The sequence below is a fragment of the Frankia sp. ACN1ag genome (assembly GCF_001414035.1).
Lineage (GTDB): Bacteria > Actinomycetota > Actinomycetes > Frankiales > Frankiaceae > Frankia > Frankia torreyi.
This window is the reverse complement of the sequence record NZ_LJPA01000039.1, coordinates 44,838-68,875: the sequence shown is the minus strand read 5'-3', so window position 1 is coordinate 68,875 and position 24,038 is coordinate 44,838. Positions and strand designations below refer to the sequence as shown.

Genomic DNA, 24,038 nt, shown 5'->3' with positions numbered 1-24,038 from the left:
GGTCGAAGGCGGTGTCGAGCAGCCCCAGCCCACACGCGGCCTTCCACCGCAGATCGCACCGCAACGCCTGCACCGTCTCGAAATCCGACAACCCGTGCAGGCTCTGCAGCACCACGGTGGCCGCCAGCACCTGCGGTGGCATGCTCGGCCGTCCGTTGGACGACGGGTACATGTCGGTGAACATCTCCGCCGGGAACAGCGCCTCCCGATGCTCGGCCAGGAACGCGAACACNCTCCCCGCCGGGATCAACTCCCGGCAGGTCTCCCACACGTCCGGCCCGATCAGCTCGCCCACCCACTCACCCTGCATGATCACAACACTGGCGTCGACCACCACACCAGAACCCGGACCCGCAAGATTTTCAGTGGTCTCCTAGGGTTCCGTCCAGGCTGGTCAGTCGTTGTGGACCAGGACGCCGGCGGCCTCGTTGACGACGAGGCCCTGCGCGGCGGCGAGGGTCACCGGGTTCAGTGGGAAGGCCTCCGCGACGCCGGGCAGGGTGAACGTTCCGTCCCAGGTCACGGTGAGGGTCACCTGGTACTGCCCCGGCCGGGCGTACTCGTGCGACACGTATGCCTCGGGATGGTCACGCGGGGAAATCGCCGAATCGTAGGGCCGCCCGGGCGCGTCGGGGCCGGTCTCGCCGTCGCCGAACNCCCAGCGGTAGTGGGGGATCGCGCTGATCGTGGCGACGACGGGCTGGTCGACGTTGAACGTGTACGACTCCGGCACGGGCGTGTAGAGGATCGTCGCCAGGTTCGCGAAGCTGCGCCCGGACGGCGCGATGACGATCGACGGTTTCGGTAGGAGCTTGTCCCGCAGGTAGTCGGCGAGCGCCGCCTGCACGGCCGCGAGCGGCACCGCGTTGTCGGGCAGCAGGTAGTTGTTGCACCCGGCCATCGTCTGGTCGAACTGGGCGCGTTCGGCGGGTGTCATCGCCGGGTCCGGGCCGACGAGCTCGTACAGCTCACAGACCGCGGCGGGGTCATCCGGGCAGGCCTGCCCGCAGGATGCCCGCCTCGGGACGCCCCCGTCGGCGCCGTCGGGGATCCGCTCGAGCACCCCGTCGTGGTAACGGTACTGGTAGCCGTTGGCGGTGGCCCGGGTGTCGCAGCTTCCCCAGAGCACGCCGACGCAGGGTACCCGGGTCTCGTCGCCAGGAGCCGCTTCGGCGCGGCCGGCGGTGGACAGGCCCGGCAGCCCCGGGCCGGGCAGCAGACCGCCGACACCCGCGAGCAGCCCGACCATGACGGCGACCACCGCCATCCGGACGAGCCACCGCCGGCCCGACAGCGGACGCGGGTTGGCGAGCGTTCGCCGACCGCAACGGGAGTCCGAGGACGCAGGCGGGGCCGTCATGCCGGCCCCGGGGCGTAGCGCAGGGTCTGGATGCGCCAGCCGTGCTGGGTGAGGGCAAGTTCGGCGGTGGCGGCCCGGGTGGGCACGCCGGGGGCGTCGGCGACGTGGCGTCCGGCGAGGTCCAGCAGCCCGACGGCGCTGGTGTGCAGGGTGAAGGTCACTGCGGCGACGAGCCCGGCCCGGGGCCGGGCGGACAGGTCGGTCAGGCGGTAGGCGGCGGCGTCGGCGTGCAGGCCGCGCTGCTGGAGCGATCGAGTCACCCCGACGTCCAGGGCGCACGGCTGGCAGCCGGCCAGCGCGGTCGGCGTGGTCACGGCGAGCCGGCCGCCCCGGGCGGCGTCGTTGATCTCGCGGAAGTAGGCCTCGACCGTGCGGGCGGCCGCGGCGGGCGCGTCGTCGGAGCCCCCAGCCGGGCCGGCCGCCGTTGCGGAGGAGCCGCCAGCGGAAGGGTTACCGACGGACGAGCCACCGACAGACGAGCCACCGACAGACGAGCCACCGACGGGCGGGTTGCCGACGGGCGGGTTGCCGGCGGACGCCGCGTCCGGGCGGGCGGGGACGGCCGCGCCAGCGGGCTCGTGGCCGTCGCCGCCACAACCCGCGAGCAGGCCCGCTCCCGACAGGAGGGCAAGTGTCGTGACGGCGGTGATGACGACCCCCAGCCGTGCGGCGTAGCGTGACGATTCGGCGTCCGTCCGCACAAGTCGCCAGAATAGCCGCAGGAGCCCGGCATGTGGATAGGCGCCAACGGAGAACGATGCGCAGGTCCTACTATCAGTTTGATGATGGGAGCCACCGGCGGCGACCGGACATTCCGGATGCGCCCTCCCGCTGCGGCGGGCGGGCCGGTCGAGGCGGTGCGGCTGGGAACGCCGCCCGGCGGCAGCGGGCCCGCCCGCGCCCTCGATCATCCCGTGCCCTCGCAGCGGGGCACGCCCGGGAACATCATCGCGCGTTATCTCCATCATCTGGAGGGCGAACGGGGACTCGCCCAGAACTCCGTCCTTGCCTACCGTCGCGATCTGCGCCGCTACCTGAGCCATCTGTCGGCGCATGGCCTGTGCTCGTTGGACGCGGTCGGTGAGGCAGAGGTTGCCGGCTTCGCCGCGGCATTGCGTGCGGGGGACGACACCCATCCGCCGCTCGCCGCGGCATCGGTGGCGCGGATGCTCGTCGCGGTGCGCTCACTGCACCGCTTCGCCGCCGAGGAGGGGGACGTCAGCGAGGACGTGTCCCGCCCGGTGCGACCGCCGACGCCGCCCCGCAAGCTGCCCAAGGCGCTCTCCGTGGACCAGGTGACCGCGGTGCTCGCCGCGGCCGCGGGCACCCCGCAGGCGGGGGTGGCGGGGGTGGCGGACCGGGCCGAGGATCCCGCGCCGGCGGCGGTGGAACCCGCCGAAGCGGTCCGCCGGCTGCGCGCCACGGCGCTGCTGGAGCTGCTCTACGGGACCGGTGCGCGGATCTCCGAGGCGGTCGGGCTGGACGTCGACGATCTCGACCTGGAGGCTGCCGCGGTGCGGCTGCACGGCAAGGGCGGCCGGGACCGGATCGTTCCCCTGGGCCGGTGCGCCGTGACCACGCTCGCGGACTACCTGCGCCTGGGCCGGCCGAGCCTCGCGGGGCCCCGGTCGGGGGCGGCGGTCTTTCTCTCCCGGCGCGGCAACCGGCTGTCCCGGCAGAGCGCGTGGACGGTGCTGCGGACCGCGGCTGCCCAGGCCGGGGTCGACGGCGTCTCACCGCATGTGCTGCGGCATTCCTTCGCCACCCACCTGCTCGACGGGGGAGCAGACGTCCGGGTTGTCCAGGAGCTGCTGGGCCACGCATCGGTCAGCACCACCCAGATCTACACCCTGGTGACGGTGGATCGGCTGCGAGAGGTGTATGCGACGTCACATCCCCGGGCGCTGGGCACGGGTCCGCCCGCCGCCGGCGGCGGTGGCTGGATTCCCGGGCCCCCGGCCGGTGGATGAGGAACCCCACCGGCGCCGCTGCGGCCGCGCCGGTCGTGCCCCGATCGGCCGGCACGGTACTCGGCCGGCACGCTACTCGGGCGGCACAGCACTCGGGCGGCACGGCATCGCGCGGGCGGCCCTGCCGCCGGTAGCGACCGAGCGTGCCCGGAACCGGCCGTTCAGGACGGGGTGTAGGGCCCCAGGCTCGGCATGCCGTTCGACGGCGCCGACGTCGGCACCCCGCCGACTCCGCCGACCGCCTGCGTGCTGCGCTCGGCGAGAGTCTCGCCCACCTTGCGTGCGATCGCTTCCATCAGGCGCAGCGCCTGCGGCAGCGACAGGTTCAGCACCACTTCGCTGTCGTTCGTCATCGCGAAGCGAACCGATACGTCCGCCATTGCTCGACCTCTCTCGCCTGATTCGGAAGATCTGCTCGATGCGTGTGGAACGGAACGGTACGGCCCATCTGGGACCAATGCACGCCCGGGGTTGCCGTGGATGCCACCGGTCTCGCTCGGCGTATGCGCTCGATCACCTATTGTGGTGGTCCAGGTGTTGTAGCTGTCAGTCACGTGCGCTGCTCCTCTGCCGGTAGCGACGTGTGTGGGCCCCGTCGGGTGTGGCCGAAGTCCCGGCCGGTTGGGGGCGGGTGAAGCAAACACGTAGCTGTCCCGTTGTTCATGCATAGTCCCTCATTGCCCCCAGCTGTCCGCGGGGGGGTGGGCTCGTGGCTGGACGTCGCGCCGGAGGGTGAACGTCCCGGTTCCCACCGTTCGGCAAAGGTCCGGGAACGGATTCACGGCCGGTCATGGATTCGCGCGGCGAACGGCCCGGTCGGGCAGGATGACAGGGTGACTTCGACTGACCGCGTCCTCCCGGACGTCCCCGCACTGACGATCGGCATCCTCGGCGGCTCGGGGCCGCAGGGCGGCGGCCTGGGCCTGCGCTTCGCCGCGGCCGGCCACCTTGTCCTGATCGGCTCCCGGTCGACCGAGCGCGGCCAGGAGGCGGCGGCCAAGCTCGCCGGCCCCGGGCGTCGCATCGAGGGCGCCGACAACGCCACCGTCGCGCAGCGTGCCGACGTCGTGATCGTCGCCGTCCCGTGGGACGGTCACCGGGAGACGCTCGAGGCGCTGCGGGAGCCGCTCGCCGGGAAGATCGTCATCGACTGCGTCAATCCGATGGGCTTCGACTCCGGCGGCGCCTTCGCGCTGGCGGTGCCCGAGGGCAGCGCCGCCCAGCAGGCCGCCGCCGTCCTGCCGGACAGCACCGTCGTGGGCGCCTTCCACCATGTCTCCGCCGTGCTGCTGGCCGACGAGTCGGTCGCGAAGATCGACACCGACATCCTCGTGCTCGGGGACGACCGGGCCGCCACCGACCTGGTCGCCGCGCTCGCCGAGCGCATCCCCGGGATGCGCGGCATCTACGCCGGCAAGCTGCGCAACGCCGGCCAGGTCGAGGCGCTGACCGCGAACCTGATCTCGGTCAACCGCCGCTACAAGTCGCACGCCGGCCTGCGCATCACCGACGTCTGACCACCGCGCGGGCGATGCAGACAGGGCCCCACCCGGGCGCACCTCACCGCGACGACCTGAGCCGCGACGACCTCGGCCACCCGGTGCGGATTTCCGCACCGGTGGGCCGGGTGGTCTCGCTCGTGCCCAGCCTGACCGAGTCGATCGCCCTTTCCGCGCCGGGACTGCTGGTGGGGGCGACCGACTGGTGCAGTCATCCGCCGGGGCTCGCGGTGGCCCGGGTGCGCGGAACGAAGAATCCGGACGTCGACGCGGTCGTTGCGCTCGCCCCGGACCTGGTCTGCGCCAACGCCGAGGAGAACCGCGAGTCCGACCTCGCCGCTCTGCGCGCCGCCGGGCTCGCGGTGTGGGTGACGGCGCCGAATACCGTCGAGGCGGCCCTGGACAGCCTCGATCGGATGCTGCGGCTGGCCTGCGGACTACCGCGCCCCGCCTGGCTCGACGCCGCCCGGGCGGCCTGGGCCGACACCGCCGCCGACGCAGCCAGCACTGCCACCAACGCGGCCGTCACCAACGCGGCCGTCACCAACGCGGCCGTCGGCGATGCCGTGCGCCCCGGCGCGCGCCGCCGCGCCCTGGTGCCGATCTGGCGCCGCCCGTGGATGGCGGTCGGGCGCGACACCTTCGCCGGCGACGTGCTGCGCCGCCTCGGGGTGGACAACGTGCTGGCGGACTCCCCGCAGCGCTACCCGCGGTTTGATCCGGCCCACCTCCCGCCGCACGACCTCGTCGTGCTGCCCGACGAGCCGTACGCCTTCAGCCCCACCGACGGGCCCGAGGCGTTCGCCGCCCCCGCGGTCTGCGTCCCCGGCCGCCTGCTGACCTGGTACGGACCGTCGCTGGCGGCGGCGCGCCACGAACTCGCGGCGGCGCTGGCCCGCGCCTGACCGCCCGACCCCGGCGCGCCGGAGTCTCGGGCCGGGGCGGAGCCGGTGGACGGGCGGTCGGTGGCCGGATCGCGGCGTCCGCGACCGGCCACCGACCGTCGGCATCAGCGGGCGATCAGTAGCTGTGTTCGACCGTCGGGTACTGGCCGCCGCGCACCTCGTCGCGGTAGGTGCGCACGGCGTCGCCGAGCACGGTGCGCAGGTCGGCGTATCGCTTCACGAAGCGGGGGACATGGCCGCCGCTCAGCCCGGCCATGTCCTGCCAGACCAGTACCTGCGCGTCGCAGTCGGCGCCGGCGCCGATCCCGACCGTGGCGATGCGCAGTTCCTTGGTGACGCGCGCGGCGAGATCCGCGGGCACGACCTCCAACACGACCGCGAACGCGCCGGCGGCCTCGATCGCCAGCGCGTCGGCGAGCAGGACCTCGCCCGCCTCGTCTCGGCCCTGCACCCGGTAGCCGCCCAGGGCGTGGATGCTCTGCGGGGTCAGGCCGAGATGACCGATCACCGGGATGCCCGCACCGACGAGCGCGGCGACCGCCGGAGCGACCCGCGCGCCGCCCTCGAGCTTCACCGCCTGGGCGCCGCCCTCCTTGAGGAACCTGGTGGCGGTCGCGAGCGCCTGTTCCGGGCCGGCCTGGTACGACCCGAACGGCAGGTCGGCGACGACCATCGCGTGCGGCGCGCCGCGCACCACGGCGCGCACGAGCGGGATCAGCTCGTCGACCGTGACCGGCACGGTCGTGTCGTAGCCGTAGACCACGTTGGCGGCCGAGTCCCCGACCAGGAGGACGGGGATCTCGGCCTCGTCGAAGACGGTGGCGGTGGTGAAGTCGTACGCGGTGAGCATCGACCATTTCTCGCCCCGGCTCTTCGCCGCCGCCACGTCGCGGACCGTGAACCGCGACCGGCGCGGCGGCCGGGTTTCGGCCGGCGCGCCGTAGAGCGTCGCCGCCGTGCCCGGAGAGTCCGCGGGCCGCGGGTGGTCGTCGGATGTCTGATTGCGGACAGTGCCTGACGAATCCATGAGCACTCCTGATGCGTCCGTCCGGGCGCTGGGCGTCCCGGCGTGCTGTCCATGCTGCCACGGTCGGGCCCACCCGCCGAGTGGGCGAAACCGGTGCGCACCGCACACCTGGGCGGAATGGAATCGCCCGCCACGCCGCTGCCATGGCAAACGGATGCGTCTGGGCCGCCGGGCACGTATGCTGATCTTGAAATGCGGCGGGAACAGACGGCGCGACCAGGTAGCGGGTGGCCTATCCATGCGGATGCATCGGCACGGTGGTGACGGGATGGATGGCAGAGCAGACGGAGGACGCGCCGGATGACGACCGCGGATGCGCGCCCCCCGCGTCCCCGGCGTCCGGCCGATCGTGTGCCCTCCGGAGTGAAGCCCGCGCGCTCTCCCGGCCGGCCCCGGGATCCCCGCTGCGATGAGGCGATCCTCGACGCCGCCCTGCACGAGCTGGCCACCGTCGGGTTCGCCGGCCTGTCGATGGAGGCGGTGGCGACCGGCGCCGGCGTCGGCAAGGCCACCGTCTACCGGCGGTGGCCGACGAAGGACGCCCTGATCGTCGACGCTCTGGACACGCTGGCCGACAGCGTGGACGCCGTCGAGACCGGCTCGCTGCGCGATGACCTCGTGGCCTGGCTCAACGCCCTGCGCCGGCACAACATCCAGTCCCTGTCCGGGCGCATCCTGCCCAGGCTCGCCGCGGAGCGGTCCACCCATCCGGAGCTGTTCGCCACCTACTCGCAGAAGGTGATCGAGCCGTCCCGGCAACGCGCGGCCGATCTCCTGCGCCGGGGCATCGACTCGGGGGAGCTGGCCGCCGATGTCGATGTCGACCTGGTCGTCGACATGCTCATCGGTCCGGTCGCCTACCGCCAGTACATGAGTGGCAATCGTGAGGTGAGCGGCACTCGCATCGGCACGATCGTCGACACCGTGCTCGGTGGCATCCTGCGCCGCGACCCCGGGCTGCCGGGAACCGATGCCGGCCCGGAGGCCGCCCCCGGCGCCGACGACCCGGACGGCGGCCCGCGGGGCCCGGCCCGCCCTGACGGGCCGGATTCGGCGGGACCTGCGGGTTCGGCTGGCCCCGCGGTCCCGGTCGGCGCCGCGGGGACCGCGGGTTCCACGGGCTCGGGCACGCCCGCCCATCCGGGCGCGGGCGGCGGGTCGGACTCCGGCGTCTACCCGGTCGGCGGTCCGTACCCGGTGGGCGGTCCGTACCCGGTGGGCGGTCCGTACAGCGTCGGCGGGCCCTACGGCGCCGGCGGTCCGTACAGCGCCGGTGGGCCCAATGGCGTCGGCGGTTCGCGTGGCCACGGCGGGGTGTACCCGACCCGGGCCGTGCGTGGCGTGGCCGGCCGGCATGGCTCCGGCGGGACGCACCGGCTGACCGGGCCGGTCGTCACCAACGGGCGTGGCGGGGCGGACTCGTCACCCTGAGTACAAACGCCTTGGGGGCCCTGCGCGGGCGCGAGTAGCATCGCGATCGGGCCAGGAAGGCCCGCCGTGGGGCCGCCCGCAGGGCCGGCGACACGGCGTCGGCGCGGTGATCCCCGCGCGTGTGTTCTATCGCAACAGGAGACTTTCGGTGTCCGACGTCCGCGTTACCGTCCAGCACGCCCAGCGTAGCGATCCGCGGGTGGTGCCGACCGGGACGACGGCCGCCGACCTGTTCGCCGACGACCGCGACGTCATCGCCGCCCTGGTGGACGGCCAGCAGCGTGATCTCGCGCATGTCCTCGACGACGGCGCCGTCGTCGAGCCCATCGCGATCGACTCGCCGGCCGGCCGGGCCATCGTGCGGCACTCCGCCGCGCACGTCGTCGCCCAGGCCGTCCAGGGACTGTTCCCGAAGGCCCGGCTCGGCATCGGCCCGCCCATCGACAACGGCTTCTACTACGACTTCGACGTCGAGACGCCGTTCACCGCGGATGACCTGAAGGCCATCGAGAAGAAGGCCCAGGCCATCATCAAGGCGGGCCAGCGGTTCTCGCGGCGGGTGGTCACCGAGGAGCAGGCCCGCGCCGAGCTCGCCGCCGAGCCGTACAAGATCGAGCTGATCGGGCTGAAGTCGAGCGCGGGCGACGACGCCGAGGCCAGCGTCGAGGTCGGCGCCGGCGAACTGACGATCTACGACAACCTCGACGCGAAGACCGGCGAGCTGTGCTGGAAGGACCTCTGCCGGGGACCGCACGTGCCGAGCACCCGGTCGATCCCGGCGTTTGCGCTCCTGCGCTCGGCGGCGGCCTACTGGCGGGGCAGCGAGAAGAACCCGCAGCTCCAGCGCATCTACGGGACCGCCTGGGAGTCCCGCGACGCCCTCAAGGCTTACCAGTCCAGGCTCGCCGAGGCCGAGAAGCGCGACCACCGTCGCCTCGGCGCCGAGCTGGACCTGTTCTCCTTCCCGGCCGAGATCGGGCCGGGCCTGGCCGTGTTCCACCCCAAGGGCGGCGCGATCCGCACCGCCATGGAGGACTACGCGCGGCGCCGGCACATCGAGGGTGGCTACTCGTTCGTCAACACCCCGCACATCACCAAGTCGGACCTGTACGAGATCTCCGGTCACCTGGACTGGTTCGCCGACGGCATGTACCCGCCCATGGAGCTCGACGGCGGCACCGACTACTACCTCAAGCCGATGAACTGCCCGATGCACATCCTGATCTACCGGTCGCGGGGCCGGTCGTATCGGGAGCTGCCGCTGCGGCTGTTCGAGTTCGGCACGGTCTACCGGNACGAGAAGTCCGGTGTCGTGCACGGCCTGACCCGGGTGCGCGGGCTCACCCAGGACGACGCCCACCTGTTCTGCGCCCGCGAGCAGCTCCCCGCGGAGCTCGACAGCGTGCTGAACTTCGTCCTGGGGTTGCTGCGGGACTACGGGCTCAGCGACTTCTACCTGGAGCTGTCGACCAAGCCGGAGGGCAAGGCCGTCGGCACCGACGCCGAATGGGAGGAGGCCACCGAGCTGCTGCGGGCCGCGGCGCAGAAGCAGGACCTGGAGCTCGTCATGGACCCGGGCGGCGGCGCGTTCTACGGCCCGAAGATCTCCGTGCAGGCCCGCGACGCCATCGGCCGGACCTGGCAGCTGTCCACCATCCAGGTCGACTTCCAGCTACCGCAGCGCTTCGACCTGGAGTACCAGGCCGCGGACGGCACCCGCCAGCGCCCCTTCATGATCCACCGAGCGCTGTTCGGGACCATCGAGCGGTTCCTCGCCATCCTGCTCGAGCACTACGCCGGGGCGCTGCCGCCGTGGCTGGCTCCGGTCCAGGTGATCGGCATCCCGATCACCGACGAGCACGTGCCCTACCTCGACGCCGTCGCCGCGAAGCTGGCCGCCCACGGCCTCCGGGTGGAGGTCGACTCCGCCGACGACCGGATGCAGAAGAAGATCCGTACGGCGCAGAAGCAGAAGGTCCCCTTCATGCTGCTCGCCGGGGACGAGGACGTCGCCAAGGGCGCGGTGTCGTTCCGGTTCCGCGACGGCTCCCAGCGCAACGGCGTGCCCGTCGACGAGGCCGTCGCCGAGATCCTCGACGCCGTCACCCGCCGCCTCCAGGTCTGACCGCCGCCCCTCCACGTCCTACCCGGGTACCGACGTGGAGGGACAGCCCGTGTCCAGATGAGCTCGCCTTCCGGAATCGCATTCAGTGCGCGAATCCGCCCCGATACCGACTGGTTACACTCGCGCGAAGATGTTGCCGTGAGGGGTGGGGGAGGCGGGGGCACTGGATCCGGCATGGCGTAGGCGGGCCGACCATTGGGCGGCTGTCGCCCGTGAACGTGGCACCGACGCCGACGTGCTGCACGCGCAGTCGCGTCAGCTCGCGGCGCTGTACTTCATGGGATATGTCGTCGAGGCTTACGCCAAGGCGCTTGCCTCGGCCCGCGGCAAGTCGGCGAAAAAGATACATGAACTTATGCCGCTGCTTGAGGACTGCGGCATCCATCGGACCGATCTTCCGGGAGATCTACGTACCTACGCCGACGAGCGTACGGTCACCATGCGGTACGACCCCACGCTTTCTCCCGACATCGATTACGCCACCGAGCTGGCGCGGGCCCGGCGGCTCGCCGCCTACCTCGGGCTTCGGCTCCGACGGTTAGGATGATCTCGTCGCGCTCCTGGCGCGCGAAGGCGTAGCCAGCACGATCACCGACAAGGGCGGGAGGCGTGGACATGCCGAACAGCGCCCAGGAGGCGGCGGATCGGATCCGCGTGGCCGTCCTGAGTCGGCTGCGCGCACGCGACCACCTGGCGCAGGTGCAGGTGGCGCCGGACCCGTTCCGTGGCTATCGGATCCGGGTGGTCACCCGACTTTTCTACGATCAGATTCCGGCCGAGCGACGTTCACTTGCGCTCGGCTCAGTTCTGCCGGATTCTGAAATCGCAGCCATCGGTCTTCTCACGCCCGATGAGGCAGCCGCGTCAGCGGCCGAGGGAACGGCGGACATCCTGCGGCACGAGGCGTTGGAGCTGCCGTTGTGGCCGGATTCGCTTGCGCGCGGCCAACAGGAGCCGATCGAGGTCCGGCTGCCCTCCCGCTCGGACGACTTTCTTTCCGAGCCGCTGGTCGCGACGTTCTACTCCCTACGCGGTGGTGTCGGAAGGTCGACGTCGCTCGCCTATACCGCCCTGTTGCTCTCTCGCGAGCACCGGGTCCTCTGCCTCGACATGGACCTGGAGGCCCCCGGTCTCGCGGCGCTCTTCGACGTCGAGCGCGACGTGGAGCCTGGACGGGGCATCGTTCCCTTGTTGCTGGAGTCCGACATCGCCGGGCAGGTCCCGGACGTGACGCCCCATCTGCTGCGTGTGCACCCCGACCGTGAGCTCTACCTGCTTCCCGCCGGTCACCCGGACGCCAACTATGCCCGCCAGCTCGCCCAGCTCGACCCGGCGGCGTGGTACCGGGAGGAGAACAACCCGCTGCGGGATCTGATCGCTGCGGTAGGCCGGCTGCGGATCGCCCCGCAGATCGTCCTCATCGACGCGCGGACCGGAATCAGCCCGCTGTCGGCACCGCTGCTGTTCGACGTTGCCGACATCGCCGTCGTGACCTTCTTTCCGCATCCGCAGGCGCGGGTGGGGACGCGGGCGTTGACGCGGGCGCTGCTGGCCGCGAGGTCCGAACGTTCCTATACGCCCGAACCACGGTTTGTCGTCAGTCCGGTGCCCGGCGCGGGAGCGCCGGAGATCCGGAGGCGTTACGAGGACCGGGCCGCCGACTGGATCGGCGAGTGGCTCGCGCCCGCGGTCGTCGAGGGCGGCCAGGCCGCCTTCGGAGAGGTCGAGGAGCTCATCCACGTCGTCGGCTACAGCGAGGATGTGGCTGGAACCGACAGCGTGGTCACCGAGACCGGGATCGGCGCTTACGCGCCGATCAGTGAATGGATCAAGGGTTTCGTCCCGGGATCGGCAGCCGAAGAACTCGGTGCCCCGGTGGTGTCGGTCGCGCTCGTGTCGACCTCGAAATCCGCCGCCCTGGCCGAGCTGCGGTTCTCGGCCGGCGCTGCCGAGGACCAGTCGGACGTCGAATTCCAGGAGACGTTTCTCCAGACCGAGACGGTCGGGCGGGCCACCCGGGCAGACATCCCGCTTATCCTGGGGCGCAAGGGCACCGGCAAGACGGCGCTGTTCCGCCGGCTCGCCACCGCGGGCGGGAGCGTCGTGGTGACCAGCCCCCCCGACCTGCCCATGCGCCGTCCATGGATGCCATCCAGCGATACGTACAAGGCGGTGGGTACGGCACTCTCGGACGGTGGCAATGACTGGCGGGTGGCCTGGACGTTGGTGATCGGTGTGGCGATCCTGCTCCGCGGGGGAGACCGCCATACTGTGCCCGCCGCCTTCGGTGAGCTGGCCTGCAAGGCGAAGGACGAGTCGGAGTACACCGCGCTCGATCTGGTCGAGGACGTGCGCACGATGCTCGCGGCCCGTGACGTCGGCCTTGTCTCCTGGCAGTGGCTTCGGGAGCTGGACGCGACGATGCCGCGTGACACCCTCCTGCTGTTCGACGGTCTGGATGCGGGCTTCGGGCGCACCCCGGAGGATCTGGAAAGACGCCGCGACGGCGTCGGTGGCCTGCTGTCGCTGGTATCCGAGCGGGGGGACGAGCTGGTGAACCTCCGGCTGAAGATCCTGCTCCGAGACGACATCTGGCGCGCCGTCCAGCTCCCGAACAAGTCCCACTTCTTCGGCCGCGACGCACGGCTGTCCTGGGCGAACCAGACCGACTATCTCAAGGTGATCGTCAAACAGGCGCTGCGGGTTCGGGAAGTTGCCGAACTGGTCGGGCAGAGAATGTCTGATATCGGCTCGGCTGCGCTTTCGCCGGCCGTGGTCGATTCATGGCCGCAGTCCCGGGTGATCGATGCCTGGCGCGTGCTGGTGGGGGAGCGGATTTCCGGAGACAAGACCGCCTTCACCTACAACTGGGTATGGCGTCGACTGGCGGACGGCAACGGGGATCATTCGCCCCGATCGCTGGTCCGGCTGTTCGATCGCGCTCTGGGGCGGGAGCGCGGATGGTACCCGGCATCGCCGTACGAGCGAAGCCTGATCCGGCCCAGGGCGCTGGTGGAATCGCTGGACGACATCAGCGACCAGGAGATGGTCTCGCTGGAGGAGGAGTTCGCCGAACTCGTCCCGCTGTTCGACGCGCTGCGGGAGATCGGGCGCACGCCGTTCCCGGCCGGCGAGCTCGCGGTGGACTCGGATGTGGTCAGCCTGGGGTTGGAGGTCGGCCTGTTGCACATCGACTCCGGCACGCGGGACGAGGCCGAGCGTTATCGCGTCCCGGAGCTCTACCGGAAGGCGCTGGGAATGGGGCGCAAGGGTCAGGCCTGAGTTCCGTCTCTGCCTCGCTCCGCCGGCAGCATGATCCGCGGTGCGGCTGTGGGTTGCGGGGTAGACCGTGCTGTAGGTGCTGGGGGCAGGATGTGACGCGCTGTTGGCGGGCCGGTTGCCGGCACGCAACATCACGGCGGCGGAGCGATGCCCTCGCTATGGTCGGGTCAGGCTGACCGGGCGGCCCGTATGGTCGAGTCCCCACCTCAGCGCGGAGGCACCATGGACAAGCAGCAGGAGTTCGTTCTACGGACTCTGGAGGAGCGGGACATCCGCTTCGTTCGGCTCTGGTTCACCGACGTGCTCGGCTACCTGAAGTCGGTGGAGATCGCGCCCGCCGAGCTCGAGGGTGCGCTCGCCGAGGGCATCGGTTTCGACGGCTCCGCGATCGAGGGTTTTGCGCGGGTGCACGAGGCCGACATGCTGGCCCGGCCGGACCCCTCCACGTTCCAGGTGCTTCCGTGGCGCGGTGAGCATCCGCTCACCGCTCGGATGTTCTGTGACCTGATCATGCCGGACGGGGCGCCGGCCGCCACGGACTCGCGGTGGGTACTGCGCCGCGCCCTGGCCCGGGCGGCGGATGCGGGTTTCACCTTCTACACGCATCCCGAAATCGAGTTTTTCCTGCTCAAGGAGCCGCCGAAGCGCGGTGGCCCGATGCCGGCGCCGGTCGACGAGTCGGGGTACTTCGACCTCACGCCGAACGACATCAGCCATGACTTCCGCCAGCAGGCGATCAGCATGCTGGAGCGGCTGGGTATCTCGGTGGAGTTCAGCCATCACGAGGTTGCGCCCGGGCAGCAGGAGATCGACCTGCGTTACGCCGACGCCCTCACCATCGCGGACAACATCATGACCTTCCGGCAGGTGGTGAAGGAGGTGGCACTGCGGCAGGGAATCTATGCCACCTTCATGCCGAAGCCGTTCGGCGATCAGGCCGGTTCGGGCATGCACACTCACCTGAGCCTTTTTGAGGGTGACCGCAACGCGTTCCACGACCCGACCGACGAATACCAGCTTTCGAAGGTCGCGAAGGCGTTCATCGCCGGCCTGCTCACGCACGCCGCGGAGATCACCGCGGTGACGAACCAGTGGGTGAACTCCTACAAGCGGCTCATCGGCGACCAGCGCCTCGGTGAGGTGCTGGAGGCGCCCGCTTACGTGTGCTGGGGCCACAACAACCGGTCGGCCCTGGTGCGGGTGCCGTTGTACAAGCTGCACAAGTCGCAGGCCACCCGGGTGGAGTTCCGGCTGCCGGACAGCGCCTGCAACCCTTACCTCACCTTCGCCCTGGTGCTGGCCGCCGGGCTGCGGGGTGTTCAGGGCGGTTACGATCTGCCCGCGCCGGCGGCCGACGACGTGTGGACGCTTACCGACGTCCAGCGTCAGGAGCGGGGAATCACCGCCCTGCCGGGCTCGCTGGCCGAGGCGATCACGGTGATGGAGCGCTCCTCGCTGGTGCGCGAGACCCTCGGCGACGAGCTGTTCGAGTTCTTCCTGCGGAACAAGCGGGCCGAGTGGCAGGACTACCGCCGGCAGGTGACGCCGTTCGAGATCGACCGCTACCTGCCCGTGTTGTGAGCGTTCCGGCATGCGTGTCGAATGGCCGGGGATCTCGACCGGGTCCGGCGCGCCGCCCGCGGCGGACCATCCGCGCGGCAGCTCGGTAGCCGCCCAGCTCGCGCGCCTCGGCTTCAGCGACGTCGACCAGGTGGCGGCGACCATGGAGCGGCTCGGCCTGCTCGGCGGTTCGGCGGCGCCGACCGGTGGGGATGGGCCGACCGGTGGGGATGGGCCGACCCGTGGGGATGGGCGGCCCGGCTCCGGCGGGGAGGTCCGGCTCGCGGCGAACGTCGTGGTCGGCGCGCTGGCCGCGGCGGCCGACCCCGACCTGGCGCTCGCCGCGCTGGACCGGCTCATCGACGCGCTCGGCCCGGCCGACGGGCAGGCACTCGTCGCGGACCTGGCCGGGCACGCCGGGCTGCGGGACCGGCTGTGCGCCGTGCTCGGCGCGAGCCGCGCACTCGGCGATCACCTGGCCCGCCATCCCGTGGACTGGCGGGTGTTGCGGCCCGACGAGCTGGTCGGCGCCCCGCCCGAGGCCGGCCGGGTCCGGGCGGCACTGCTGCGCGCGGTCGGCGCGGACCCCGCCGATCCGGCGCCCTGCGCCGCCGACGACCGGCCGGCGACCCTCGACGCGCTGCGCGTCGCCTACCGCCGGGCGCTGCTCGTCGTCGCTGCGCGGGACCTCACCGGCGCGGTGGCGCTGGACGACGCCACCGCGGAGCTCGCCGACCTGGCCGGCTCGGCACTCGACGCGGCGCTGGCGATCGCCCGCGCCGGCCTCGACCCGAACCTGCCCGCGGTCCGGCTCGCCGTCATCGGCATGGGCAAGTGCGGGGGCCGGGAGCTGAACTACGTCAGTGACGTCGATGTCCTGTTCGTCGCCGAGCCGGTGGCGGGCGGCGAGGCGGCCGATGCGGAGACGGCGCTGCGGGCCGCGACGCGGATGGCCGAGGGGCTGGTACGGGCGGCGGGGCTGGCGACCTCCGCGGGCGCGTTGTTCCAGGTCGACGTCGGCCTGCGCCCGGAGGGCCGCGACGGCGTCCTGGTGCGCACCCTCGACAGCCACCGCACCTACTACCGTCGCTGGGCCCGGACCTGGGAGTTCCAGGCCCTGCTCAAGGCCCGCCCGATCGCCGGCGACCTGGTGCTCGGCGCGGAGTTCTGTGCCATGGTCGCGCCGCTGGTCTGGACCGCCGCCTCTCGGCCGGACTTCGTCGCCGACGTGCGGGCGATGCGCCGGCGGGTCGAATCGTCGCTGTCGCGCGCGGAGGCGGAGCGCAACCTCAAGCTCGGCCCGGGCGGGCTGCGCGACGTCGAGTTCGCCGTCCAGCTCCTGCAGCTTGTTCACGGCCGGGTGGACGCGAAGCTGCGGGAGCGCTCGACGCTCGCCGCCCTCGACGGCCTCGCCCGCGGTGGGTACGTGGGCCGGCGCGACGCCGCCGACCTCGCCGAGGCGTACCGCTTCCTGCGCAACGCCGAGCACCGGCTCCAGCTTCAGCGCCTGCGCCGGGTGCACAGCCTGCCGCGAGATCCGGGCGAGCTGCGCTGGCTTGCCCGGTCGATGGGGATGCGTACCGCCCAGGACTTCGCCGACGCCCACGCCCGGATCGTGCGCACCGTGCGGTCACTGCACCAGAAGCTGTTCTACGCCCCGCTGCTGGAGGCGGTCGCCCGGCTGTCGACCGAGGAGGTCCGGCTGTCCCACGCCGAGGCGCAGCAGTGGCTCGCCGCGCTGGGATTCGCCGCCCCGGACCGCTCCCTGCGCCACATCGAGGCGTTGATCAGCGGGGTGAGCCGGACGGCCGCGATCCAGCGGCATCTGCTACCGACGTTGCTGCCGACCCTCGCCGACGCGCCCGATCCCGACGCGGGCCTGCTGGCCTACCGCCGGGTCAGCGAGGCGCTCGGCCGCGCCCCCTGGTACCTGCGGCTGCTGCGCGACTCCGCCGGCGCCGCCGACCGGCTCGCCCGGGTCCTCGCCTCCAGCCGGTATGTCGCGGATCTGATGACGCGGGCGCCCGAATCGGTCCGGCTGCTGCGCACGGAGGCCGACCTCGTCCCCGTGCCGCGCGAGACGCTCAGCCGAACGATGCTCGCGATCGCACACCGCAACCCCGACTGGGAGGACGCCGTCGGCCGGGCCCGGGCGGTGCGCCGGGAAGAGCTGGTCCGGGTCGCCTGCGCCGATCTGCTCGGCCTGCTCGACGTGGCCGCGGTCGGGCGGGCCCTGGCGGACGCCGCCGCCGCCACCGTCGCCGCGACGCTGCTCGTCGCGGAGCGCCGGATCGCCGGGGGAGATCCCACCTGCCTGCCGGCGCGGATCTCCGTCATCGCGATGGGCCGGCTCGGTGGGGCGGAGATGTCCTACGGCAGCGACGCCGACGTCCTGTTCGTGCACGAGGCCCGCCCGGGCCATTCGGCGCAGCAGGCGCACCGGGCCGCCGCCGAGGTGATCGGGGAGCTGCACCGGCTGCTCGCCGTGCCCGGCCCGGATCCGGCGCTTCGGCTGGACACGACGCTGCGCCCGGAGGGCCGCAGCGGCGCCCTGTCGCGCCCGCTCGACGCCTACGACGCCTACTACCGCCGCTGGTCGCAGGACTGGGAGTCGCAGGCGCTGCTGCGCGCGCGGCCGCTGGCGGGGGATCCCGAGCTCGCCTACCGGTTCTGCCGGCTCGCTGATACGGTGCGTTACCCGACGACGCTGCCGGCGGCGGCGATCGATGAGATCATCCGGCTTCGCGGTCGGATGCGGCGCGAGCGGATCCCCCGCGGGGTCGATCCCACCCGCCACCTGAAGTTCGGTCCCGGCGGGCTCACCGACGTGGAGTGGGCGGTGCAGCTTCTCCAGCTTCGCCACGGCCGGCAGGTCCCGTCGCTGCGCACCACCTCAACCCTCGACGGTCTGCGGGCCGCGGTGCTCGCCGGGCTGCTCGGCGAGGCGGAGGCAGGTGACCTGCAGGCGGCCTGGCTGTCGGCGTCGCGGCTGCGCAACGCGAGCACGCTCGCGGGCTGGCCGCGGCCGGACGTGCTCCCTGATCGCCCGCGGGCCCTGGAGGCGACGGCGCGGGCCGCGGGCTGGCCGGCGGACGGCGCCGACGACCTCCTCGCCGAGTACCGGCGGCTGGCGACGCGGGCCGAGGCGGTCGTCGCGGACGTCTTCGCGCGGGAGCGGACCGCCGAGTTCGGCTGAGCGCCGCGGACCGCCGTCCGCTCCGGCGCGCCGCCGGCTCCGGCCCGATCTCGGGGTCGTGAATCCGCCCCAGGACGCCGACAGGCCGGCCGTCCGAGGGAAGCCTCGGACGGCCGGCCTGTCGGCTGCCACCTCACGTCGCGGTGCGCACCGTTGCGGGAACCGGGGGATCGGGGCGCCGGCGCTCCCCCGCGCGAGCGCCCCGGCCAGGACGCGATGTCTGCCCAGCCGCGTCGACCTGCTGCAGGCGTGTCGACCTGCCTCCGCCGCGCCGGCGTGTTTCCGGCCCGGCGGACTGCTCGGCCGACCGGTCCGGGCAGACGTGTCGGTCAGGCTCAGACGCTCGCCTCGGCGGGCGCCGGAGTGGTCTGTGACGGCACGAACAGGGTCGGCTTGTCGCCGGCCAGGGCGCTGCAGCAGGTGTCGATCATGAGCGCGGTGACCAGGTACGGGTCCATGTTCGCGTTCGGACGACGGTCCTCCAGCCAGCCCTTCTTGGCCTTCTCGACGGCCCAGGGGATGCGGACCGAGGCGCCGCGGTCCGAGGCGCCCCAGGAGTACTTGTTCCAGGGGGCGGTCTCGTGCTTGCCGGTCAGCCGGTCCTCGATGCCCTTCCCGTAGTGGGTGACGTGCTCGGTGACGCGCGTGCCGAGCGCCTCGCAGCACGTGACGATGGCGTCCCAGCCCTCCATCGTCTGCTTGGTGGAGAAGTTGGTGTGCGCGCCGGCACCGTTCCAGTCACCGGGGATCGGCTTCGCGGCGAAGGACACCTCGACGCCGTAGTCCTCGGCGATCCGGTGGAGCAGCCAGCGGCCCAACCAGATCTGGTCGCCGATGGCGGGCGCGGGCAGGACGCCGATCTGGAACTCCCACTGGCCCATCATGACCTCGGCGTTGGTGCCCTCGATGGCGAGGCCGGCGTCGAGGCATGCCTGGGTGTGCCGCTCGACGATCTGGCGACCGGGCATCTTCGAGCCGCCGACGCCGCAGTAGTACGGACCCTGCGGCGCGGGGTAGCCGACCTCCGGCCAGCCGTACGGGCGGCCGTCCTTGAAGAAGGTGTACTCCTGCTCGATGCCGAACATGGGCGACATGTCGGCGTACCGCTCGGCGACACCGAGGGCGGCCGCCCGGGTGTTCGTCGGGTGGGGCGTGAAGTCGGTCAGCTGGACCTCGCACAGCACCAGGCGGTTGTCGCCTCCCCGGATCGGGTCGGGCGTCTCGAAGACGGGACGCAGCACGCAGTCCGAGTTCGATCCCGGCGCCTGGTTGGTGCTCGAGCCGTCGAAGCCCCAGATCTCCGGCTCCTTGCCGTCCTTGATGATGCGCGTCTTGCTACGCATCAAAGGCTCGGGCTCGGTGCCGTCGATCCAGATGTACTCGGCCTGATAACTCACTCAATACTCCCCGTGGTTGGTCCTGCACGAAACGGTGCGACTTCGTGATCGGCCTGGGGGAGGCCGACCCAGGCCGCGATGGACGGGAGGGTTCGGTCGGAGCCTCGTCGGGCCCCGTTACCGCCCGGTTCCGCGATTGTTAATTCTTCGTCTCTGGTGCGTCACAGATGGTATTGGCGGCCGGACCAGGGCATTGGTTCCTCGAAGCCGTTCGGCCGGTCGTCCCAAGGTGGTGGGCGTCAATTTTACCGGTCCCGCCCAGACAGCACGGAATATTTTTCTCGGAGGGCGCCCACGACCGTGCGGGAGGCCCCACTCCGGCGCTGTTGGAACGGGGCCCGGAGAAGGCGGCCGACGGGAATCTCCACCGATTCTCGGCCGGCGCGCGCGGCGCCCCGGCCGCGCGGCCGGGTTTCTCGGCCCGGCCGGCGGTGAAGGTGACGCTGTCGGTCAGATGTCGTAGTAGAGGGTGAACTCGTACGGGTGCGGCCGGAGCCGGATGGCGTCGACCTCGTTGAGCCGCTTGTACTCCAGCCAGGTCTCGATCAGATCGGTGGTGAAGACGTCGCCCTNGCGGAGGAAATCGTTGTCCGCCTCGAGCGCGTCGAGCACCTTCTCCAGCGAGCCGGGAACCTGCGGGACCGCGGCCAGCTCGTCCGGCGGGAGCTCGTAGAGGTCCTTGTCGATCGGGTCCGGCGGGTCAATCTTGTTGCGGATGCCGTCCAGGCCGGCCATGAGCATCGCGGCGAAGGCCAGATACGGGTTGCAGCTCGGGTCCGGGACGCGGAACTCGACCCGCTTCGCCTTGGGCGAGTCGCCGCCGAGCGGGATGCGGCAGCACGCGGAGCGGTTGCGCGCCGAGTAGACGAGGTTGACCGGTGCCTCGTAGCCGGGGACCAGCCGGCGGTAGGAGTTCGTGGTCGGGTTGGTGAACGCCAGCAGCGCCGGTGCGTGGTGCAGCAGGCCGCCGATGTAGTAGCGCGCGGTGTCCGACAGGCCGCCGTAGCCGTTGGGGCTGTAGAACAGCGGCTCGCCGTCCTTCCACAGGCTGGAGTGCACGTGCATGCCGGACCCGTTGTCCTCGAACAGGGGCTTCGGCATGAAGGTGACGGTCTTGCCCCGGCTGCGGGCGACGTTGCGGATGACGTACTTGTAGAGCATCAGGTTGTCCGCGGTCTTCAACAGCGTGTCGTAGCGGATGTCGATCTCCGCCTGCCCGGCGGTNCCGACCTCATGGTGCTGCATCTCGACGGNGATGCCGGTCTCATAGAGGACCCGCGTCATCTCCGAGCGGAGGTCCGTGAAGTGATCGGTCGGCGGGACCGGGAAGTAGCCGCCCTTGAAGCGGGGCTTGTAACCGAGGTTGCCGCCCTCTTCCTTTCGGGAGGTGTTCCAGGCGGCCTCGACCGAGTCGACCTGGTGCATCGACCCGTAGGGGTTGTAGTCATAGCGGACGTCGTCGAAGATGTAGAACTCCGCCTCGGGTCCGAAATAGGCCGTGTCGGCGATGCCGGTACCACGCAGGTACGTCTCCGCCTTCTTGGCGATGTTCCGCGGGTCCCGGGAGTACTGCTCCTTCGTGATCGGGTCGTGGATGAAGAACGTCATCGCGAGGGTCTTGTGTTCACGGAACGGATCCACGAAGGCGGTCTGCGGGTCCGGCAGCAACAGCATGTCGGACTCGTGGATGGCCTGGAAACCTCGAATTGAGGAGCCGTCGAACATCAACCCGTCGGTGAACACCGACTCGGCGAAGACCTGCGTCGGAATAGTGAAGTGCTGCATGATTCCGGGCAGATCACAGAATCTNACATCGATGAACTGCACGTCCTCGTCGCGGATATAACGGAGCACGTCCTCGGCTTTTGTGAACATTCGACCTCCAGCGTCCCGTCACGCTTATCAAGCCTGTAGGTTACGGCATGTCGATGTGTCTTCGGTCATGCCCCGGCGGACCCGCGACATCACGAAGTCGTTTCGTTTATGTTACGGGAGCGCACTTTATCACCCTTGGTGAACCCTTGGGTGCAGGTCGGTGCGGCGGATAAGCTTGCGTCGTGGGACGAGCACTTGGAGGCTGGCTCGAAGGGCCTGGTCTGCCCCGGGACACGCCGCCGGGCGTCCGGCTGGGGCTGCCGGNGGAGGGCCGCGGCTCGGTCGTGGGCTTCGGGCCGCGGCTGGGCGCGTACCTCATCGACGCGGTCGTGGCGAACCTGATCGTCGGCGTGCTGTATCTGGCCGGGCTCAGCTACGCCGGCGACGTTCGCGGCCTGGCGATCTACCTGGTGTTCCTGCTGGAGGAGTTCATCCTCGTCAGCACCGGCGGCCAGACGATCGGCATGCGGCTGTTGGGCATGCGGGTGATCCGGCTGCGTGACCGCGGCCGGCAGTCCTGGCCCTGGATCGGGGTGCGCACCCTGCTGCTGGCGCTGCTGGTGCCCGTGGTCGTCTGGGACCGCGACCAGCGCGGCCTGCATGATCGTGCGGCCGGGACCGTGGTCGTGCGCGATCCCGTCCGCGCGGACTCCGCCCCCTAGGCAGGCAGGCCCGAAGTCCGGCTGTCCCCGGCGGGAGAGGCCGTGGCCAGGTGCGACTGGAGCGACCCGGGTTCATGTGTTCCGCGCAACCGGGCTCACCACACCCACACCCGGACTCGACCCAGACCGTCGGCCGTGACACGGCCTCGCCCGCCAGGCCTCGCCCTCCCACGCCCACGACCGGCCCCGTCACCGCCGCGTCGTCGGGTCAGCGCAGGCGGCCGCCCCGGGGCACGTTGCGGGGGATCGGGCCCTTCGGGATCGGCAGGGCCGCGCCGCCCATGGCGCGCAGCCGGCGGTCGAGGGCGTCCACCTCCCCGCGACGCAGAGTCCGGCGAAGCCGCATCAGCGTGCCCTGGAGCTTCGGTAGCGGCGTCTCGCCCTCGCCGGTGCCGACGATGATGTCGGTCACCGGCGTGTCGCCGACGACCTTGCGGATCCGGCGCTTCTCCGCAACGAGCAGCTCCCTCGGCCCGCGGCCGCGGCCTTCCGCGATGATCACCACTCCGGCGCGGGAGACGACCCGATGCACCACATCCTGGTGGCGGTTCACGCCGACCGCCGGAGTGATCCGCCAGTCGCCGCGCATCCGCTCGACCACGCCGGCCGCGGCTCCGGGCTTGCCCTCCATCTCCGCGTAGGCGGTGCGCTGGACGCGCCGGCTGAACACGTTCAGGGCGACCACGACGCCGAGCAGGATGGCAATAGGGATCCACACGTACAGCGGCCCGACGAGGATGCCGAGCAGAACGCCGATCACGAGCGGGACGAAGAAGGCCGCCAGGGTGAACCAGAGCACCTGCGGATCGCGCTGGCGTGTGATCGTGAAGACCATCCGCAACTGCGCGAGACGGGCCGCGAAACCGGTCCCCTCCGCGGCGCCGCCCCCGCCCGCACCACCACTGCGGCCCGCACCACCACCGCGGCCCGTGGCGCCGCCCCGGCTCCCGTCGTTCTTCCCGCTCGCTGCCGCGTTCCTGCCCGCCGCCGCGGGGGTCGACGATCCCGCGGTGTCCCTCGGCTGCTTCCTCAGTGCCATGACCGCGAGCCTACGGCCTGGCGGCTCGCCGCAGTGCGGCTGTCGCGTCCGCCGGGATCATCCGCCGCGACCATCTGCTCGGTCTGCCCGATCCCCGCTGTCCTGGCTGTCGGCGGGGCAGCCCGCCGGCCGGGGAATCAGCTCTGGGCGGCGACGACCCGCGGCAGCCCACGAACGGCCGCGCCGATGCGGGCGGTGGTCGCTGCGCCGCCCAGGCCGGCCAGGCGAGAAACCCGTGCGGCGCCCTCGGTGCCCGGGATGCTGGCGCACGCGTCGGGTCCGGGTGCGATCGGGGCCACCGACACCGGGTCGACCCATCGGTAACCCGATGTGACGTGCAGGTCGGCGGCTGCGCGCCAGGCGTTGCGCCGCGCGGTCTTCTGTCCGCCATGCGGCAGCACGAGCAGAGTCGCTTCTTCGATGACACTGAGCAGTGAACGGAGCACGATGGGAACGACCTCCCGGCACGGTCGTGGGCGCACACCTCGATGATGGGCCAGAGAGAGACCCCCCTCGTGACAAGGGGGTAACGCTACGATGTGTAGCCTAGCCCGTCCGGGGGATGCCCACCAGCGTGCCCGTCACAGCGTGTGAGAGGTTTCCAGCACACTTTCGGGGAGATCGGACATCGCGGTGCGGCCCTCGCCACGAGCCATGATCGCCTGCTGGTAGAGCCGGCCGGCCCGGTAGGACGAGCGCACGAGCGGCCN

18 protein-coding genes and 6 pseudogenes are annotated in these 24,038 nt (G+C 71.6%); 11 read left to right on the top strand and 13 right to left on the bottom strand.

Translation table 11 applies throughout. The annotated features are described in order from the left end of the window. The 3 genes and pseudogenes from UK82_RS43405 to UK82_RS33195 all read right to left on the bottom strand — a co-directional run. Positions 1-142: transposase (locus UK82_RS43405; RefSeq protein WP_396230652.1), on the bottom strand; the 142-nt coding region annotated here is incomplete at its 3' end. A 252-nt stretch (positions 143-394) separates the two neighbouring features. Continuing rightward, positions 395-656: pseudogene (locus UK82_RS40320) on the bottom strand (PKD domain-containing protein); the annotation flags it as partial. Between the two features lie 700 nt (positions 657-1,356). Next, positions 1,357-2,061, bottom strand: a complete 705-nt coding sequence (locus UK82_RS33195; RefSeq protein WP_055409943.1) for a hypothetical protein — start codon at positions 2,059-2,061, stop codon at positions 1,357-1,359. Between the two features lie 117 nt (positions 2,062-2,178). On the opposite strand from UK82_RS33195, the gene UK82_RS26225 reads away from it, so the two are divergent. Then, positions 2,179-3,330, top strand: coding sequence for a site-specific tyrosine recombinase XerD (locus UK82_RS26225; protein ID WP_396230651.1), 1,152 nt, complete (start codon positions 2,179-2,181; stop codon positions 3,328-3,330). 161 nt (positions 3,331-3,491) lie between these two features. Here UK82_RS26225 and UK82_RS26220 read toward each other — a convergent pair whose 3' ends face one another. Beyond that, on the bottom strand, positions 3,492-3,710 hold the full coding sequence (locus UK82_RS26220; RefSeq protein WP_009742848.1) for a hypothetical protein: 219 nt from the start codon (positions 3,708-3,710) through the stop codon (positions 3,492-3,494). A 453-nt stretch (positions 3,711-4,163) separates the two neighbouring features. On the opposite strand from UK82_RS26220, the gene npdG reads away from it, so the two are divergent. Then, positions 4,164-4,847, top strand: a complete 684-nt coding sequence (npdG, locus tag UK82_RS26215) for an NADPH-dependent F420 reductase (RefSeq protein WP_044887523.1) — start codon at positions 4,164-4,166, stop codon at positions 4,845-4,847. Between the two features lie 14 nt (positions 4,848-4,861). Next, a complete protein-coding gene (locus UK82_RS26210) occupies positions 4,862-5,734 on the top strand; it encodes a helical backbone metal receptor (RefSeq protein WP_055409941.1) in 873 nt (290 codons plus the stop codon). Between the two features lie 115 nt (positions 5,735-5,849). Here the strand turns inward: UK82_RS26210 and panB are convergent, their stop codons facing one another. After that, positions 5,850-6,761 carry a 3-methyl-2-oxobutanoate hydroxymethyltransferase gene (panB, locus tag UK82_RS26205; RefSeq protein ID WP_055409951.1) on the bottom strand — a complete coding sequence of 304 codons (912 nt, stop codon included), beginning with the start codon at positions 6,759-6,761 and terminating at the stop codon, positions 5,850-5,852. A 300-nt stretch (positions 6,762-7,061) separates the two neighbouring features. Here panB and UK82_RS41895 point away from each other — a divergent pair, with 300 nt between their 5' ends. The 7 genes and pseudogenes from UK82_RS41895 (at position 7,062) to UK82_RS26175 (ending at position 18,355) form a co-directional block, all read left to right on the top strand. Continuing rightward, complete coding sequence (locus UK82_RS41895) at positions 7,062-8,192, top strand: TetR/AcrR family transcriptional regulator C-terminal ligand-binding domain-containing protein (RefSeq protein ID WP_044887525.1); 1,131 nt, start codon at positions 7,062-7,064, stop codon at positions 8,190-8,192. 148 nt (positions 8,193-8,340) lie between these two features. Next, positions 8,341-9,486 (top strand): annotated as a pseudogene (locus UK82_RS40310) (aminoacyl--tRNA ligase-related protein); the annotation flags it as partial. Between the two features lies 1 nt (position 9,487). Continuing rightward, a partial coding sequence (locus UK82_RS40305; RefSeq protein WP_236706461.1) for a threonine--tRNA ligase occupies positions 9,488-10,317 on the top strand: 830 nt, incomplete at its 5' end. A gap of 145 nt (positions 10,318-10,462) precedes the next feature. Beyond that, positions 10,463-10,864: a HEPN domain-containing protein gene (locus tag UK82_RS26190; RefSeq protein WP_110431508.1), complete on the top strand. Its 402-nt coding sequence runs from the start codon at positions 10,463-10,465 to the stop codon at positions 10,862-10,864. Between the two features lie 68 nt (positions 10,865-10,932). Further along, positions 10,933-13,599: a KGGVGR-motif variant AAA ATPase gene (locus tag UK82_RS26185; protein WP_044887543.1), complete on the top strand. Its 2,667-nt coding sequence runs from the start codon at positions 10,933-10,935 to the stop codon at positions 13,597-13,599. A 222-nt stretch (positions 13,600-13,821) separates the two neighbouring features. Next, the gene (gene glnA / locus UK82_RS26180) at positions 13,822-15,180 is read left to right on the top strand and encodes a type I glutamate--ammonia ligase (protein ID WP_041939652.1); all 1,359 of its coding nucleotides are present in this window, start codon (positions 13,822-13,824) and stop codon (positions 15,178-15,180) included. 10 nt (positions 15,181-15,190) lie between these two features. Continuing rightward, positions 15,191-18,355, top strand: a complete 3,165-nt coding sequence (locus UK82_RS26175; protein ID WP_044887528.1) for a bifunctional [glutamine synthetase] adenylyltransferase/[glutamine synthetase]-adenylyl-L-tyrosine phosphorylase — start codon at positions 15,191-15,193, stop codon at positions 18,353-18,355. 335 nt (positions 18,356-18,690) lie between these two features. Here the strand turns inward: UK82_RS26175 and glnII are convergent, their stop codons facing one another. The 5 genes and pseudogenes from glnII to UK82_RS40280 form a co-directional block, all read right to left on the bottom strand. After that, entirely contained in the window at positions 18,691-19,752 is a 1,062-nt protein-coding gene (gene glnII / locus UK82_RS26170) for a glutamine synthetase GlnII (protein WP_044887529.1), read from the bottom strand. Positions 19,753-20,202: 450 nt separating this feature from the next. After that, positions 20,203-20,324: pseudogene (locus UK82_RS40300) on the bottom strand (hypothetical protein); the annotation flags it as partial. A 1-nt stretch (position 20,325) separates the two neighbouring features. Next, positions 20,326-20,976 (bottom strand): annotated as a pseudogene (locus tag UK82_RS40295) (glutamine synthetase family protein); the annotation flags it as partial. A 30-nt stretch (positions 20,977-21,006) separates the two neighbouring features. After that, positions 21,007-21,561 (bottom strand): annotated as a pseudogene (locus UK82_RS40285) (glutamine synthetase beta-grasp domain-containing protein); the annotation flags it as partial. Position 21,562: 1 nt separating this feature from the next. Beyond that, a partial coding sequence (locus UK82_RS40280) for a hypothetical protein (protein WP_236706465.1) occupies positions 21,563-21,627 on the bottom strand: 65 nt, incomplete at its 3' end. A gap of 284 nt (positions 21,628-21,911) precedes the next feature. Here UK82_RS40280 and UK82_RS26160 point away from each other — a divergent pair. After that, entirely contained in the window at positions 21,912-22,289 is a 378-nt protein-coding gene (locus tag UK82_RS26160) for an RDD family protein (RefSeq protein WP_044887531.1), read from the top strand. 208 nt (positions 22,290-22,497) lie between these two features. Here UK82_RS26160 and UK82_RS26155 read toward each other — a convergent pair whose 3' ends face one another. The 3 genes and pseudogenes from UK82_RS26155 to UK82_RS40275 all read right to left on the bottom strand — a co-directional run. Next, complete coding sequence (locus UK82_RS26155) at positions 22,498-23,328, bottom strand: DUF4191 domain-containing protein (RefSeq protein ID WP_044887532.1); 831 nt, start codon at positions 23,326-23,328, stop codon at positions 22,498-22,500. 137 nt (positions 23,329-23,465) lie between these two features. Beyond that, on the bottom strand, positions 23,466-23,774 hold the full coding sequence (locus tag UK82_RS26150; protein ID WP_044887533.1) for a hypothetical protein: 309 nt from the start codon (positions 23,772-23,774) through the stop codon (positions 23,466-23,468). Positions 23,775-23,909: 135 nt separating this feature from the next. Continuing rightward, a pseudogene (locus UK82_RS40275) lies at positions 23,910-24,037 on the bottom strand (lipoyl synthase); the annotation flags it as partial. Between the last annotated feature and the right edge of the window lies 1 nt (position 24,038).

Excerpts from the sequence above, each read along its gene's own strand:
- UK82_RS26185 (WP_044887543.1), top strand. The coding sequence starts at position 10,933 with ATGCCGAACAGCGCCCAGGAGGCGGCGGATCGGATCCGCGTGGCCGTC.
- UK82_RS26155 (WP_044887532.1), bottom strand. The coding sequence starts at position 23,328 with ATGGCACTGAGGAAGCAGCCGAGGGACACCGCGGGATCGTCGACCCCC.
- UK82_RS26220 (WP_009742848.1), bottom strand. The coding sequence starts at position 3,710 with ATGGCGGACGTATCGGTTCGCTTCGCGATGACGAACGACAGCGAAGTG.
- UK82_RS26175 (WP_044887528.1), top strand. The coding sequence starts at position 15,191 with ATGCGTGTCGAATGGCCGGGGATCTCGACCGGGTCCGGCGCGCCGCCC.
- UK82_RS26210 (WP_055409941.1), top strand. The coding sequence starts at position 4,862 with ATGCAGACAGGGCCCCACCCGGGCGCACCTCACCGCGACGACCTGAGC.
- glnA (WP_041939652.1), top strand. The coding sequence starts at position 13,822 with ATGGACAAGCAGCAGGAGTTCGTTCTACGGACTCTGGAGGAGCGGGAC.
- UK82_RS41895 (WP_044887525.1), top strand. The coding sequence starts at position 7,062 with ATGACGACCGCGGATGCGCGCCCCCCGCGTCCCCGGCGTCCGGCCGAT.
- UK82_RS26225 (WP_396230651.1), top strand. The coding sequence starts at position 2,179 with ATGCGCCCTCCCGCTGCGGCGGGCGGGCCGGTCGAGGCGGTGCGGCTG.
- panB (WP_055409951.1), bottom strand. The coding sequence starts at position 6,761 with ATGGATTCGTCAGGCACTGTCCGCAATCAGACATCCGACGACCACCCG.